General features: G+C 44.9%; 15 protein-coding genes and 1 other RNA gene. 6 read left to right on the top strand and 10 right to left on the bottom strand.

Annotated elements, in window-relative coordinates; all coding sequences use genetic code 11:
* The first annotated feature begins 24 nt into the window (after positions 1-24).
* Both LZU85_RS11745 and LZU85_RS11750 read left to right on the top strand, forming a co-directional pair.
* Positions 25-1,011: a LysR substrate-binding domain-containing protein gene (locus LZU85_RS11745; RefSeq protein ID WP_237287147.1), complete on the top strand. Its 987-nt coding sequence runs from the start codon at positions 25-27 to the stop codon at positions 1,009-1,011.
* A gap of 88 nt (positions 1,012-1,099) precedes the next feature.
* Positions 1,100-2,077 carry an ion channel gene (locus tag LZU85_RS11750; RefSeq protein ID WP_237287148.1) on the top strand — a complete coding sequence of 326 codons (978 nt, stop codon included), beginning with the start codon at positions 1,100-1,102 and terminating at the stop codon, positions 2,075-2,077.
* Between the two features lie 9 nt (positions 2,078-2,086).
* On the opposite strand, the gene LZU85_RS11755 is transcribed toward LZU85_RS11750, so the two are convergent.
* From LZU85_RS11755 to smpB, 7 genes are all read right to left on the bottom strand, one after another.
* Positions 2,087-2,695, bottom strand: a complete 609-nt coding sequence (locus LZU85_RS11755; RefSeq protein ID WP_237287149.1) for a DedA family protein — start codon at positions 2,693-2,695, stop codon at positions 2,087-2,089.
* A gap of 298 nt (positions 2,696-2,993) precedes the next feature.
* Entirely contained in the window at positions 2,994-3,956 is a 963-nt protein-coding gene (locus LZU85_RS11760; RefSeq protein ID WP_237287150.1) for an L-threonylcarbamoyladenylate synthase, read from the bottom strand.
* 239 nt (positions 3,957-4,195) lie between these two features.
* Positions 4,196-4,876, bottom strand: a complete 681-nt coding sequence (locus LZU85_RS11765) for a VC0807 family protein (RefSeq protein ID WP_176298022.1) — start codon at positions 4,874-4,876, stop codon at positions 4,196-4,198.
* 656 nt (positions 4,877-5,532) lie between these two features.
* Entirely contained in the window at positions 5,533-6,015 is a 483-nt protein-coding gene (locus LZU85_RS11770) for a helix-turn-helix transcriptional regulator (protein WP_237287151.1), read from the bottom strand.
* Positions 6,000-7,361 carry a type II toxin-antitoxin system HipA family toxin gene (locus LZU85_RS11775; protein ID WP_237287152.1) on the bottom strand — a complete coding sequence of 454 codons (1,362 nt, stop codon included), beginning with the start codon at positions 7,359-7,361 and terminating at the stop codon, positions 6,000-6,002. Before LZU85_RS11775 ends, LZU85_RS11770 begins: the two co-directional genes overlap by 16 nt.
* A gap of 451 nt (positions 7,362-7,812) precedes the next feature.
* Positions 7,813-8,179, bottom strand: a transfer-messenger RNA (tmRNA) gene (ssrA, locus tag LZU85_RS11780).
* A gap of 67 nt (positions 8,180-8,246) precedes the next feature.
* Positions 8,247-8,732, bottom strand: coding sequence for an SsrA-binding protein SmpB (gene smpB, locus LZU85_RS11785; RefSeq protein ID WP_017420008.1), 486 nt, complete (start codon positions 8,730-8,732; stop codon positions 8,247-8,249).
* 116 nt (positions 8,733-8,848) lie between these two features.
* Between smpB and LZU85_RS11790 the strand changes: the two genes are divergently transcribed.
* Positions 8,849-9,280, top strand: coding sequence for an SRPBCC family protein (locus LZU85_RS11790; RefSeq protein WP_026050324.1), 432 nt, complete (start codon positions 8,849-8,851; stop codon positions 9,278-9,280).
* Positions 9,277-9,630: an RnfH family protein gene (locus LZU85_RS11795; RefSeq protein WP_237287153.1), complete on the top strand. Its 354-nt coding sequence runs from the start codon at positions 9,277-9,279 to the stop codon at positions 9,628-9,630. Before LZU85_RS11790 ends, LZU85_RS11795 begins: the two co-directional genes overlap by 4 nt.
* 96 nt (positions 9,631-9,726) lie before the next feature.
* Here LZU85_RS11795 and bamE read toward each other — a convergent pair whose 3' ends face one another.
* The 3 genes from bamE to nadK form a co-directional block, all read right to left on the bottom strand.
* The gene (gene bamE, locus LZU85_RS11800; protein WP_237287154.1) at positions 9,727-10,086 is read right to left on the bottom strand and encodes an outer membrane protein assembly factor BamE; all 360 of its coding nucleotides are present in this window, start codon (positions 10,084-10,086) and stop codon (positions 9,727-9,729) included.
* Positions 10,087-10,264: 178 nt separating this feature from the next.
* Positions 10,265-11,929, bottom strand: a complete 1,665-nt coding sequence (recN, locus tag LZU85_RS11805; RefSeq protein WP_061058294.1) for a DNA repair protein RecN — start codon at positions 11,927-11,929, stop codon at positions 10,265-10,267.
* Between the two features lie 259 nt (positions 11,930-12,188).
* Positions 12,189-13,073, bottom strand: coding sequence for an NAD(+) kinase (gene nadK / locus LZU85_RS11810; RefSeq protein WP_176298018.1), 885 nt, complete (start codon positions 13,071-13,073; stop codon positions 12,189-12,191).
* 145 nt (positions 13,074-13,218) lie between these two features.
* On the opposite strand from nadK, the gene grpE reads away from it, so the two are divergent.
* Both grpE and LZU85_RS11820 read left to right on the top strand, forming a co-directional pair.
* A complete protein-coding gene (gene grpE / locus LZU85_RS11815) occupies positions 13,219-13,815 on the top strand; it encodes a nucleotide exchange factor GrpE (RefSeq protein ID WP_176298017.1) in 597 nt (198 codons plus the stop codon).
* 280 nt (positions 13,816-14,095) lie between these two features.
* Entirely contained in the window at positions 14,096-15,376 is a 1,281-nt protein-coding gene (locus LZU85_RS11820) for a dicarboxylate/amino acid:cation symporter (RefSeq protein WP_176298016.1), read from the top strand.
* Positions 15,377-15,389 lie beyond the last annotated feature (13 nt).

Raw genomic sequence — 15,389 nt, forward strand, 5'->3', positions numbered from 1 at the left:
GATTTTCTCCTGATTAGAAACAGCGTGAGTTTCTTAGGTTTACAACTTGGTAACAATCGATATAAATTAATTGCTGCTTATAGAAAAACTAAACGCAAGTGGGCAAAAATGATCAAAAGCACTTATGTATCGGCACTGCATACTTTTGTGGAAGTAGGTAAGTACCCCAGTTTAACCGAGGCAGCAAGGCAACTTTGTTTAACCACTGGTGCGGTGAGCCAGCAGCTATTACAGCTAGAACAGCAACTTGGTTTTAGTTTGTTTGAACGGCACTCTCGCGGTATTCGCTTTACGGAGAAAGGTCGTCAACTTCATCAATGTGCCGCGTTGCACTTTGGAGAAATGGCAGCGGAAATCCAACGTTTAAAGCAGGAGCAGAGTCGCCCACAGGAAGTGCGTCTTAAACTGACCCCTTCTTTTGCCTTCAAATGGCTAGTACCCAAGTTGGAAAGCTTTCACCAGCAGTATCCCGATATTCAAATCCAAATTTTTGCCGAAGGGGCTTTGGTGAACAGTGATACGCGAGATTTTGACCTCGCGATTGATTACCGCCCACACCCATTTCGTCAAGCCAATACCGAGTTGCTATTGGATGAATATTTGCTGCCTGTGATGAATCCCAGATACTTGCAAACACACCCGTGGTTGCACAATGCCGTGTATGCGCTAGATGAGTGGAGTCAAGTGGTGCTTTTGCACGACGCTATGCCGTGGGAAAACGCGCCAAGGGATTATGAATGGCTTAGTTGGGTCGCGCAGAGACGACTCGATTTGCCAACCGAAAGAGGACACTTCTTTAACCGGACCGATATGGCGATGTCGGCTGCTGAGGCAGGCGTGGGGATTGCCATGGCACGCATGGCGCTGATTGATGATGAGTTACAAACCGGCCGCTTAGTCTCTCCTTTTCAGCCCATCCGAGCAGAGGCTGGTTACTATTTGATCCACAACAGCAAAAACGACAGTACCGCAGCGTTTACCACTTGGCTTAAGCAACAAATTTCAAATTGAGTGGCAACTCAATAACTAGCTCCTACACTTAGTTTTATACCGTGGTCATAACAAATAAATCCAAATCGGTATGACAGAGGGGCAGCAAATGAAGTCAGAAAAAGGCCGATGCAGCTATCAAAATCCTGATGGCTGGTGCTGCGATCAACCGTGTGGGGAGTCTGGTCTCTGTTACTGGCACGATCCCAAAGTCGATAAAAGTAATGACGACGTAAAGTCGCAGGTTGAGCAATGGGCAGCAGAAGGTAAACCTTTAGACGGATTTCAGTTGGCAAAAACAAACTTGGTTGATCTCAACTTGGTTAACCGTGGTAGCAAGGTTGGGTTTCAGTGTCGAGGTGCCGATTTCTATCGCGCGGACCTGACTGATGCGCATTTTTTTGGCTTAGATTTACGCGGTTCTTCACTGATGAAGAGCAAATTGGTGTGTGCCAATTTGCACTGCGCAAAACTTGAAGGGTGCAATTTACTCGGAGCGGATTTGGCGCGTGCCCGTCTCGAAAATATTGAGTGGGGGGAGGATCTCAAACAAGAGCAAGAAGCGCGAGCTGCGATGAAAAAAGGCGACAGAAAAAAAGCGCGTTCATTATGGCAAGAGGCTGAAGAAGTCTGCCGAGGGGTGCGCAAGCAGTGTGAAAAACAAGGGTTGTTTGAAACCGCTGGACTGTTTTTTAAAAAAGAAATGCGTTTTCGACGCTATCAAATGGCAAAGTTTAGCTTGCAGCGTATTTTGTCTAAGGTCGTCGATCTCTTTTGTGGTTATGGTGAAGACCCATTGAGAGTGGTGCTTTTTTCACTCTTTTTGATTTTCACCAGCGCTGGTGCCTACTTTTTCTTAGACACCACTTCAGCCAACCCCATTTATGCCGACGTTACAGGCTGGAAATTCTATCTACTCGAGTTTCTCAACGCGGTCTATTTTAGTGTCGTCACCTTTACCACGCTTGGTTACGGAGATATCTCACCGGTTGGAGTGGCGCGTTTTGTTGCGGCACTAGAGGCCTTTCTTGGCAGCTTTACAATGGCTTTGTTTGTGGTGGTGTTTGTAAAGAAAATGACGCGATAACCCTAACTGCTACATTTTACGTTGCCACTTATGTTTCATCACTGCGTAGAGCATAGCTGCAAAGATAAGTGCGCCAAAAGACCAAATAAGGCAACGATGCTGATCATAGACGGTGGCGATTTGATGCAAATGTTCGAAGGCAAAGTGAGTCAGTAAGCCAAATACCGCAACCCAAATGCTGGTGGCGAGAAGGTTGCCTAAGAGAAATTCTTTGAGGGGCATTTTGGCAATCCCACACGCCAGTGGCATAAATTGTTTCATCCCTTCGACAAAGCGGCTGATGACTAGGCAAGCTGGGCCATATTTTTGAATGGCCTGTTGCAGCTTGTGAAACTTAGCACCTGAAATGTAGCCTTTTTTATCCAACCAAGACTCAAAGTGGTAACCCAACAAGTAACCACAGCTGTTGCCGATAAAACAGCTCAACCAAGAGACGAGCATCACCCAATAAAAATTCATCACACCATCAGAAGAGAGGATGGATGCCGCGATCATTAGCGATTGCCCTGGCATCGGTACGCCAACGCCCTCAAGCACTATGCTGACGATCAACGCTAGGTAGCCATATTGTTCCAACAAAGGTTGCATAGAAATCAGCAGTTGGTTGAGATGTTGCACGGTCACTGTCCAGAAGGGGTATGCGATAAAGAGATGTTAATACGCCTGTCTATGGCGCGAATCAAGTGTGCTGATGGGTTCTTGCGTGGATTTTACAAAACCGTTCAGTTGTCGAGCGGTGACTCAGCAATGGTGATGTGTACAGCTTAAGAAGCATTTAGATCATCATGTACCTAAAGCATTTGGAACATGATGATCCTAATGCTCAAAAAGCAGAACCAGCGACGGAAAAAGTGGGAAAAATACATAAAGAAAACCCAGCGATAGCAGCTGGGTTTTCTGGTTATTCTCTTTTAAATCAAAGTTTTGATTGTGCTCGATTGAGCCGGTCATGAACGGCAAACCAGCTTTCGGTCACCGGTGGTCTTTCTACCCAAATTTCCTCACAGCCCCATTTGTCCGCTTCATCGAGTGTGCGATATAAGTCATGCGAGTATTCGGCGACGGAAGAAGGCATCTGTCTGGCTTCGACATTCTCTTGCGCAGTGAACGGTGTGTAGTGAAGGTAGGCGATCTTCTTATCCCCAATCAGTGCCAAATCGCTAGCTTGAACCAAACGAACGCGGGTATTGGGTTGGTAGTGGCTGGTGACATTACCGGGTACCGCAACATTATGGCTAACCGGAGAACTCACTTCCTCGCCCAACGTGGCAGAGAGTTGGGCGGCGGTCACTGGGCCGGTACGTAAAATACGGAAAGGTTTTTCGGTTAGATCGACAATCGTCGACTCAAGCCCGTGAGCGCAGTCGCCTCCATCTAATACGGCCGAAATTTTGCCACCGAGTGAATTCATGACGTGTTTGGCTGAAGTGGGGCTCAGTTTTTTGTAAGGGTTCGCTGAAGGCGCTGCAACCGCCATACCGGAAGATTGCAATAGGGTTGCAAATACGTCATGCGCAGGCATTCGAATGCCGATGGTCTCTAAGCCACCAGTAACCACGGGAGTAACATGAGGCGATTTTTTCAACAGCAAGGTAACTGGGCCTGGCCAGTAGGCTTGCGCCAAAGTATACGCTTCTTGAGGAATGTCGATCGCCCAATCGGTCAATTGCTCCACACGGCCAATATGCACAATCAAAGGGTGATCGGCAGGTCTTCCTTTCGCAGCAAAGATCTTTTTTACAGCGTCTGGATTGGTGGCATCTGCGGCTAAGCCGTAAACCGTTTCAGTTGGGATCGCCACGAGCTCACCGCTGGCGAGAATCTCTTTGGCTTGATCGATGTCTTTTTGCTCTAGGGCAGAAAGATAAAGCGTGTTCAATGTTACTTCCTCAGGGTTGGCTGATAAGGCCGATTATCTGCGTTCTCCGAAAAGCAAGCCATTTCTGACTGCGGAGAAAAACGGAGGCGACATTATACTCAACTGTTGTGAAGATGCGAGTATCGTAGTGAAAAGACATTTAACTGACATGAGTCTCTGGATGCTTATGCCAACAAAAAGCACCGCATAAAGAGGTGCTTAGATTCGTTCGCTCGGAAAGGGAATGCTGTTACTAAAACTCAGTGACGCATAAACTCTTCAATTTTATAACCAGTTATCTGAGATAAGCTTCTAAATAGATAGAACAGCGCCCCCATCATGATGATCGTGACAGGAATCGAGATGACGGGAAAGCTCAATGCGGTCATTTTCCCTATCTCTTCATTGAAAGCCGCAGTTCCTGCAGGACTCGTGACAATCCATTTCGCCAGTACGTAATTCAATACCGATGAGATAAGAAATGATAAGGCAACTAAGTAAGAACTTGTGTTTACTTTTTGTTCAAACTGATGTTTCTTCTCATCGGTAGTGAGCGCGCTCTGCAACTTTTCTAAATCGACAATATCTTCATTTAACAGCATCTTACGCACCAAAGGATAACCAATAAGATTGCTAATAATGATCACGACAAAAATGAGCCCAGGAATTGCGGCTTCTTTAATAGCGACGTAAGCGGGATCTAACTGCAATAACCCTATACCGCCAGTCAGCAATACGCTAATTAAGCCTAAGGCGGAATAAAAGTTCACTTTACGTTCTTGAGTGAAGCTATGAATTCCAAACAGAAGCGGAAAAGCTAGCGCTATGATGAGAGCCCAAGTTGGTCCTAGGCTATCTTCGCCGCTCATCTTACTGAGAATAACAACGGGGATAACGATATTGAGCAGTACGTTGCTGAGTAAACTTTTGTTTGATTTCATATTGAAGAGTTCCTACGTCCAGAGAGCAAAGTATACGAATGTGGCAGAATGACTCAAGTCTCAGAGTTATGTTCACCGCAGTTTATTGTAAGCAGTTGTGGTGCTGTAGATGAGATTCGATTGATATACAGGTTACGGGGTGAGCCATCAGTTTGGCACGGCTTTGTTGCTTAAATCGATGGAACTAAATCAAGAAGCTACGATCTGATCGGCCACATCTATTAATCATCGTAGCGTCATGCCTAAACCTCGTTACAAAACAACTAACTGGAAACAGTACAACAAAGCCTGTTTAGGAACCATAAATTAGGAACACAAAACTAAGGTTCCTACATCGGTTCCTAAAAGTCAAAGCTGCTATGGAATGGCTATGAATGCTAAGTGATTGATTTTAATGTATTTCAGATAAGAAAAAAGACGTCCTGAGACGTCTTTAAACTATGATTTGGTGGGCTGGGGGGAGTTGAAATGGTTTCTCACTTTTCATAAATTCAGTAACTTATAACGATGTTACCAATTTGGTGTTGCATCAAATGTTACATCAATTTCCTGCTTCAAAAGGAACTGAACCCGCGTCCATGTATTACTAAATCATTTAAAAATGCTAGCTTGTTATAGCAATTTAATCTAAAGCAATAGCGCTGATACTGAGTATTTTACCCAGCCTCACCATCTATTAGTAGCGATTTTAACACATCGGGAGAAGACGGTAGCATTCCGACTTTTAAGCCAAATGGTTTGAATACCTTGTTGAGAATCTCTGTATTGTAGCTGCCCCGATCATTCTCTATATCTGAGAGTGTTTTTCTTGAGACATCGACAAGTCTTGCGAACACATCCTGTTTGAATCCCAGTATATCAATGCGTAAACTTTTCAACGCTTGGCCTTGTGTTAGCTCTCCAAGCAATAAGTGTTTGATGATTTTGTTTGCCTCTGTTTTGCGTTCTGTTGCACTTACTGCTTTGGCGTTTTTTGAGGTTTTCGATCTAGTCGGAGTATTAAGTTGCGATCGTTCTTTGGTCGAATGAGTTGCATCCGTCCCAGTCTTGGGCTGATGTTGATTTCGGTTTGCTCTTAGACGAGCAACTGTATCTTGTACGGATTCTTTATTGCTTGGCTTATTCATAGTAGCCCCCATTTAGTGAGCTTTTCTGATATATGATTAAGTCCAACGGCTGGCATCTCTAAGATTTGTTCTGGTACTCCTCGTAATGCTAGTCTCTGCTTTAAATCAATGCATTTACTTGCAGTAACCTCTAGCTCTTGTAATAACACTTCTTTTGGCACGAGATCAGATAAGGTGTCCGCTATTCCTACGAAGTCGTAAGTTCCGCCAACCTCTAGTGGGGCTTTCCATTTTGTTGTTCTTGGAATGCCTTCAGGATCAGCTTTCATTGGTGCGAAGTCGTAAACGGGAGCAAGCTTTATGACTCCATCACCTTTTAAGAATGAAGTGTTTCTGCCATGGTTATCACTATTACCAAACAAGATGTTGAGTAGATCTCTCTTCACCCATTCAATGACGAAAGCTTGGGTATCAAACCTATACCCTTGGTGTTTAACCATATTGCTTTCAGTAATTTTTTCTATGAGAGTTCGGATTGTTGTTTCGTGATCAAGAGTGACCCCAGCGCCTTTGTTCAAAATGGAATACACAGATTCCATGCCGAATCTCTCTATTTGTTGCTCATTAATTTGAACATCAAATCGAGGAAGCCACAAGGAAGGGTAGTTTAATCCTTCCTCCAAGCGCATACCGTCGGTGGAGATCGTTTCAACTCCCATTTCAGTTAGCTCGTGGTAGAAGTAGAACTCAGCTCTTAGAATATTACAGTCGATGGTGCTTCTTGATCCTCTAGGGTACTTTACTAAGTAATGCAAGTCGTGGTTACTATTGTCATCTTGGTATGGATCAATCCATATTTTTTCGCTGCCAGATCCATGATCGAAACCACATCGGAGGATCAGCTTTGGCGCCTCACCTCCAGCCCCTGTTGCACCACCTGCGGCTGCCCCTCTTTGCTGTGCATAGTCGAGGAAATCACCTGCTCGATTTTTAACATCATCAACAGAGAAGTAGAGGTTGTCTGCTACTTCGTAGCGCTCAGGAAGAGAGTCTTTTATTCTTAAGTTACCAATAGGCGACATTGTGCCAAACTTGAGCAAAACATAGTCTTGTTCATCAGAACTAAGGTCTTCAATATCTAGGTGTTTGACCCAGTATCGTCTACTAGCGCCACTAGGCATAATATCGTCTAGAAACTTTAACCATCCAGGTTTACCCATGTCATCAAAAAAGAATGAGACAGGGTGGTTTAGTGAAACAGCGTGAAAGTCATCTTTATCGTGATGTTCTAGCGCATAGTCGCTGAGGTAGTTGAGTTCAGTCACTCGGAAATTATGTTGGCTACTTTTAGGGAATGAGATGATACCAATATCTATCCATTCACTTCTGATAAAAGCTTGTACGGTTAGTTCTTCCATCAACAACACCTCTACTTATCAATGAGTAAAACTTTACTCTTAAAGTTCCTATCTTTCAACTTATGAGTAACGATTTACTCATAAGTATGTGGCGAGACTCTTTGTGAGTAAATAATTACTCGTAATCTGTAAGCCCAAATTGTTGATGAACAGAATGGATGGAACTATTTATTAATTTTTGACGTAGGTCTTGAAATCGCCAATGATTCCAAGGCCGGTCTCCTTTCTCTTACGTAGGGTATGTTTGATTAGGTACGTAGCGACTGTTTGACTTCAGTATGGTGAACAAAGAGGTGACGATATTTTGGTCGTGAAAGTACCAGTTACCAGATGTTGAAAGGCTCAGATAGTGCATCGTTTAGTACCTTGTTTTAGTACACATATCCAGTTATTGAGGGACAGAATACAAAAAGGGCGATAACTCAAAGAGTTATCGCCCTTTCCAAACGTTTGGTGGAGCTGGGGGGAGTTGAACCCCCGTCCGAAAACCATTCATCATTGGTACTACATGCTTAGTCGATCTTTAATTTCACCACCACCTGCGAACCGACACGCGAATGAATAGCTAACCTGAATTATATCTCACGCTTCATCCCTCAGGTGGGGGAATCCACGCCAGCTTGATTTGGTTTGACCCCTCGTGATTCCCCGTCTTACAAGCGGAAGCTAGGGCGAGAGGGCTCTGAGCAGTTTATTAAGCTGCTAGTGCGTAGTTTTCGTCGTTTGCGACTATTTTTTTGCGGTTTGTTAACGAGGCCTACCGCACCTCGGCATGCACCTCAGACTGCAAAATTCCCGTCGAATCCTAAATCAGCCCCAAGGTAATTTGGGCATACTACCAGAAAAGCCTAGCCTGTCCAGTAGTATGCGTCTAAGTGGTTAAGTTTAACGCAGCGAGCTTTTCATCACGCGAGCTTTTTGGCGCTGCCAATCGCGATCTTTAATGTCGTCACGTTTGTCGTGTAGCTTCTTACCTTTTGCCACACCAATTTTAATCTTCACCCATGAGCGAGCCCAATAGAGTGAAAGTGCTGCTAACGTCATGCCTTCGCGGTTGATACGCCCAAGCAAATTATCAAGTTCACGGCGGCTCATCAGCAGTTTACGCACACGGGTAGGGTTAGCTACAACGTGCGTTGATGCTTGATTCAAAGGAGTGATAGTCATGCCACTAACAAAGGCTTCTCCGTCACGCATAAATACGTAACTTTCAGCAATATTGGCTTTGCCTTGGCGAAGAGCTTTCACTTCCCACCCTTGTAGCTCCATGCCTGCTTCAATCTCATCTTCTATGAAATATTCGTGGCGAGCTTTTTTGTTCAGCGCGATAGTGTTACTACCCGCTTTTGGTTTTGAATTTTTCTTTGCCATAGTGAGCTCATTATACGGTGTGCAACTTTTATAGGAAATGCTTTTATTTGCGCTGGCTCAGAATAAAAGTAAAATTGTTCAGCGCTTTGAAATGAAAGCCATTGAGAGGAGAGTCTATGAAGCAAGTCACCCGGTCTGCACTGGTATCGTTTAGTGCAGAACAGATGTATGCCCTAGTGAATGATGTGGCAAAGTACCCTGAATTTTTGCCAGGTTGTTCTGGGAGCCGAGTGATCGAGGCGTCGGATTCCAATATGGTCGCATCGGTAGATGTGGCAAAGGCTGGTATCAGCAAAACGTTCACCACTGCCAATCATCTTGTTCCAGGTGAAGCAATCATGATGACGTTGGTCGATGGCCCGTTTAAAACCCTCAAAGGAGGGTGGTTTTTTACTGCCCTAGATGAGCAAGCGTGCAAAGTTGAGTTAAAGCTGGAGTTTGAGTTTTCAAGCAAGATGATTGAGCTCGCCTTTGGCAAAATCTTTAATGAGCTGACCAATAATATGGTCAATGCATTTACTCAGCGTGCGAAGCAGGTGTATTTATGAGTATTGAATCTGAGATGATCCACGTTGAGGTGGTTTATGCTTTACCTCAGGAGCAACGTGTATTAACCGTAGTGGTGAACCAACAAGCGACAGTGGAAGAGATCATTCGTCAATCTGGCGTGTTAGAGATCTACCCTGAGATTGACCTTGGCAAAAATAAGGTTGGCGTGTTTAGTCGCTTGGTGAAATTAGATGCAACGGTGCGCGATAAAGATCGTATTGAAATTTATCGTCCTTTACTGGCCGATCCAAAAGAGATTCGTCGTAAACGTGCAGAGCAAGCAAAAGAGAGTGGTGCGGCGGATCCTGTCACAGGAGGCAAGCCAAGCCCACTGCGCAAAGCGGACTAACTTCAGCTTCAATACTGGATAAAACAAACCCCGAATTCATCGGGGTTTGTTGTTATTTGGGCTGAGCCTTTTGATGTCCGCGTAAAAGCTGGGAGGTTAGCGAATACCTTCAAAGAAGCTATCGCTGGCTGGAAAATCTCCCGCAACCTCAACTAAGGTACCGTCATCATTAAAGTTAACAATGAGGTTTTTCTGAATTGATGCCTTATGACCTTCGGTGTGATGGTAGATATAGTACCAAGTATTTGGATAGCCATTTTCGATCAGCATCGGTGAACCCATGACAAAACGGACCTGGGCTTTGGTCATGCCAAATTTCAATTTATCAACTGCTTGTTGTTCAACGTAGTTACCTTGGTTGATATCAATACGATAGACCAGTTTTTCTAACACCGAGCAGCCTGTCAGCATTGTCATTGCCAATGGTAAGGCAACCAACCACTTCTTTAATTGCATAGCTAAATTCTTAGTAACCTCAAAAATACTGCGACCGATAATAAACAAGCTCGGCTCAGATGTAAAAAGCTCTGTGGAGAGTATTGAGGAATCAGACAACGAATTTTGAGATGAGTTGCATTTATGAAGAAAAAAGCCAGGCTCAAGGAACCTGGCTGATTGTTGAAGAAGGCTTAAACTACGCTGCGATCAGCAACTCTTTTGCATTGGCGAGTGTGGATTCAGTAATTTGGCTTCCACCAAGTAGGCGTGCTAACTCCGACACGCGCTGATTTTGGTCTAACAAGCGCATTTGTGTTTCTGTGGTGCCATTTTTGGTGTTCTTAGCCACGAACATTTGCTGATGACCACACCCTGCAACTTGCGGTAAGTGAGTCACACATAGCACCTGAGTTGATTCTCCCAGTTTACGCAGCATTTTTCCAACGACCGCCGCTGTTGGCCCACTGATACCCACGTCTACTTCATCAAAAATGAGGCTAGGTGTGTCGACTTTTTGCGCCGTGATGACTTGAATGGCAAGAGAAATGCGCGACAACTCACCACCAGAAGCGACTTTAGCAATAGGTTGCAGTGGTTGACCTGGGTTGGTTGAAACCAAGAAGCACACGGTGTCTAAGCCTAATGGCGAGGGATGTGTGCCTTCATTGTTGACTTCAATGTTAAAGACCGCCTTTTCCATGCTCAGTTCATGCATACTTTGGGTAATCAGCTTGTTGAGTTCTTTGGCATAGCGACAGCGGGATTTATGCAGTTTCTCCGCTTGTTCAAGATAGTCTTGGTATTTAACCTGCACATTGGCGGCTAACTCATCCATTTTTTCATCGGAGCAATCTAACGCTTCTATTTGTTGCAGCAGATCTTGATGATGTTGATAAAGCTCTTCAGGTTGAACGTGGTGTTTACGAGCCACGGACATTACCTTGGAAAAACGCTGCTCTACATAGGCCATACGAGCTGGATCGACATCGATACGATCGAGGTAATTTCTGAGCTCACTGTTGGCTTCTTCAAGCTGAATGATCGCTTCGGCGACCATATCAGGAAGTGCACTGAGTTTCGGGTCTAGCTCCGCCAATTCAATCAAAGCATTGCTGGCGCTTTGTAAAATACCGAGTGCGTTGACTTCTTCGCCTTCGTAGATCAGTTCTATTGCATGCTGGCAAGTACTGGCGAGCTCTCCGCTATTGGATAGCAACTTATGTTCTTGTTCGAGCTCAGTAAATTCTTCTTCACCAATCGCAAGTTCATTGAGTTCTTTTATTTGGTATTCCAATAACTGTTTTTGAGCTTGGTTTTGAAGGCTGTTCTCTTGCAACTGTTTTAGATGATTATCTGCTTGGCGCCAATTTTGGTAAGCGACACGTGTGTTTTTCAGCAAGTTGAGGTGGCCAGCGTATTGATCCACCATGGCCATTTGATGTTCGCTCTTCATCAATTGATGATGGGCGTGCTGGCCGTGAATGTTGATCAGCAGTTGTCCTAATGCTTTTAGCTGAGAAAGGGGAACCGGACTGCCGTTGATGAAGGCTCTAGAGCGCCCTTCACTGGTAATAATGCGGCGTAAAATACATTCACTGCCGTCTAAAAGTTCGTTGTCTTCTAGCCAGCGTGTGGCGTGAAGATTGTTGTCGAGTAGAAAGGCGGCACTGACTTCGGTTTTGTCCTCGCCTTGCCTCACCATGCTGGCTTCTGCGCGTCCACCAAGGCATAGCCCCAGTGCGTCAATGGCAATGGATTTACCTGCTCCGGTTTCACCGGTAATGGTTGTCATGCCTTTTGACAGCTCGAGTTGTAAAGACTTAACAATAGCAAAATTATTAACACTTAAATGAGCCAGCATTTTGGTTTACCTGTATAGCTGAACAATACTGTATATAAATGCAGTATATACTGTTTCTTTATACAGTAAAGATCTCCAAGAGAAAAAATGTGAAGGCGGTTTTATTCATCAATAGAGTGCTGTTGCCAAAGAAGAAAACGTAAAGGTAAAGCTAAGGTGATGGCTAAGGTGATAAGTTGAATTTCCTTTGTCGGAAGAGTGTTTTTTGATGATCGTACAGAGGGTTAAGGTACGCCTTAACCCTTTTAAGGAAGGAGATTTAGAACAACTTGCTCGACCAACCAAGCTTGTTACGTAATACGTGATAGTAGCTGTAGTCTTTTGGATGGATCAGACGAAGTCGATTTGGGCTCTGGTAGATGTGAATCTCATCGCCGGGAGATACGGGAAGAGAGACTTGGCCATCACAGCTGACTTCTTGCGTTCCTCGGTTGTCTGGCGATACCAGTAGTTTAATCCTGCGATTGCCATCCACGACTAATGGTCGACTTGAAAGTGTATGAGGGAACATTGGCACCAAAGAAATGGCGTTCAGGCTCGGTGATAAAATGGGGCCTCCGCCTGAGAGCGAGTAAGCGGTTGAACCTGTTGGTGTAGAGATAATTAAACCGTCTGCACGTAGGGAAAACGCAAAGCTCTCATCGATGTAAACCTCAAACTCAATCATATGCGCGACTTGCCCCGGATGGAGCACGGCTTCATTGAGTGCGGCGTTGTGGCTTTTTACTTGCCCATGCCGGTGGATTTCTGCTTCAAGCAAAAATCGTTCTTCCTCGATGTAGGCTCCGTCCAAAACTGCTTTCAGAGAGTGCTGGAAATCTTCAGGGTTTAAGTCGGTCAAGAATCCAAGATTGCCTCTGTTTACCCCGATAACACGGGTGTTAAAGCGAGAGAGAATACGGGCTGCACCGAGCATATTGCCATCACCACCAACCACAATGGCCAAATCGGCTTTTTCACCTAACTCGACCAAACCAGAAAAGTGTTCTTCGGGAACATCATTGAGAATGGCGGAAAGTCGATCGTCAATAAATACCTGATAGCCGAGTGAACTCAACCAATGATATAGGTCGCGATGCGTCTGAATTGCTTGTTGATCTCTTGGCTTACCGATAATAGCGATCACGTTAAATGGTTTTTTCATAGCTTTTCCGCACTAAAGAGGCTTGAATCGGGATTCATCATCCCCATAATAATGGCAAGTTATCTAACTTTGCGAATTTTTGTGAAGATAAAGCCCATAAAACGTGAAGGGCTTTAAGGACAAATAGTTGAATTCTGGAGATATCATGAGCAACGAAGAGAACAAGATCAACGAAGAAGTGCTTACACAGCAAGACGCTGCGGAAGTAGAAGTAGAAGCTGTTGGCACTGATGCTGATATCGAATGGAACGAAGAGGCCGATGAATCAGCGGCGAAAATCGCTGAACTGGAAGCCGCTTTATTGGCCAGCGAAGCGCGTGTGAAAGAGCAGCAAGATTCAGTGCTACGTGCGAAAGCAGAAGTGGAAAACATGCGTCGCCGTACTGAGCAAGAAATTGATAAAGCGCGTAAATATGCGTTGAATCGCTTTGCTGAAGAACTGCTGCCAGTGATTGATAATCTAGAGCGTGCGATTCAAGCGGCTGACGCTGAAAGCGAAGCGGTAAAACCGCTGCTTGAAGGCGTTGAATTGACTCATAAAACGTTCGTTGATGTGGTCAGTAAGTTTGGTTTGAAAGAAATCAATCCTGAAGGTCAGCCATTTAACCCAGAATGGCATCAGGCGATGTCGATTCAGGAAAGCCCAGATCACGAGTCAAACACCGTGATGTTCGTGATGCAAAAAGGCTACGAATTGAATGGTCGAGTGATTCGTCCTGCGATGGTTATGGTTGCGAAATAAGCGAACTGATAGACCGATTCAAACACACAGAGCGGCTTTTGCCGCTCTTTTTATGTCTCCTAAGCCCCCGCACCTAGCAAACCAACCCTTTGATTTAGTCGATTATTCTTTGCTTTTCCTTTAACTGAAAATTAATTTCTGATTGGAAATTTGTATCATTATTGTAAACAAAAGCTTCATTTTGTAACTCAGGTGTGTATTATGTGCGAACTCCGTCTGAAATATAGGCGGTTTTAACTACAAAACCATAAATTACAAACACAACATTCTGGAGTGAAGGATGGATAAATCACTTTCAAGTAAGATTTTTGTAGGCTTGTTTGCTGGTCTACTTATCGGTACTGCTATTCAGTATCTCTTTAGTGGCGTTGCTATCTTTGATACTTATTTGCTGGGTGCCGCAGAGGGCGCTGGTGGTATGTTTGTATCGCTAATCAAGCTGCTGGTTGTGCCACTTGTTTATGTTTCGATTGTGTGTGGCATTGTTGACCTAAAAGACATTACTGCGTTTGGTCGCCTTGGTGGTAAAACTTTTGCGCTTTACATTATCAATACCATTATTGCGATTGCGGCAGCGCTGACGGTTGGTCTTATCTTCCAACCAGGGGCGGATGCACATCTTGCGGGTACCATTTCAGAAACGGTAAAACTAACCACAACGGAAACACCGGATATCTTTTCGTTGGTAGTGAACATTGTGCCAAGCAACCCAGTGCAAGCTTTCGCCAATGGTGACATGCTGCAAATCATCTTTATGGCGATTTTGACCGGTTTGGCAATCCAAGCGCTGGATTCTCGTGGTGGTCCTGCTATCCGTACTTTCAAAATGGCCAATGAGATCATGATGAAACTGGTTGGCCTTGTGATGAGCCTTGCGCCTTACGGTGTGTTTGCTCTGATGATTCAACTTGGAGCGACTTTGGATGCCAACACGCTGATGTCGGTTGCGGGCTATGTCGCGTTAGTTGTGGCCATGCTGGTGTTTTGGATCTTCTTCTTCTACCCAATGGTGGTGGGCATTACTACTGGGATCACACCCAAGGCATTTTTGCGTGCAACTCGTGAGCAGATCTTGTTCTCGTTATCGACCGCGAGCTCGAATGCAACCATCCCCGTGACCATGAGAACCCTGACTGAGAAGCTTAATGTATCTAAGTCTGTGGCTGGTTTTGGTGTGCCACTGGGCGCGACCATGAACATGTCAGGCGTGTCTATTTACATTGCGTTGGCGACCATGTTTGTGGCAAACGCATTTGGCCAGCCAATTAACACGGCAGACATCTTTACACTGGGTTTGACGATTCTTCTACTTTCGATTGGTGCCGGTGGTGTACCTGGCGGCGGCGTAGTGATGGTGGGTGTATTGCTTCATCAACTTGGTTTGCCACCTGAAGGCCTTGCTATTATTGCCGCGGTAGACCGTATCAATGATATGTTCTGTACTTCGTCTAACGTAGTAGGCGATACCGCGGTGAATACCATCGTTGCGAAATCTGAAGGGGAAATTGGTGTGGAAGCGGGCGAAGCGCAAACAGCGCCTTCAACCACAGCGAATGCGTAAGCACACTTTTTCT

It is taken from the genome of Vibrio floridensis, assembly GCF_021852965.1.
In the GTDB taxonomy this organism is placed as follows: domain Bacteria; phylum Pseudomonadota; class Gammaproteobacteria; order Enterobacterales; family Vibrionaceae; genus Vibrio; species Vibrio floridensis.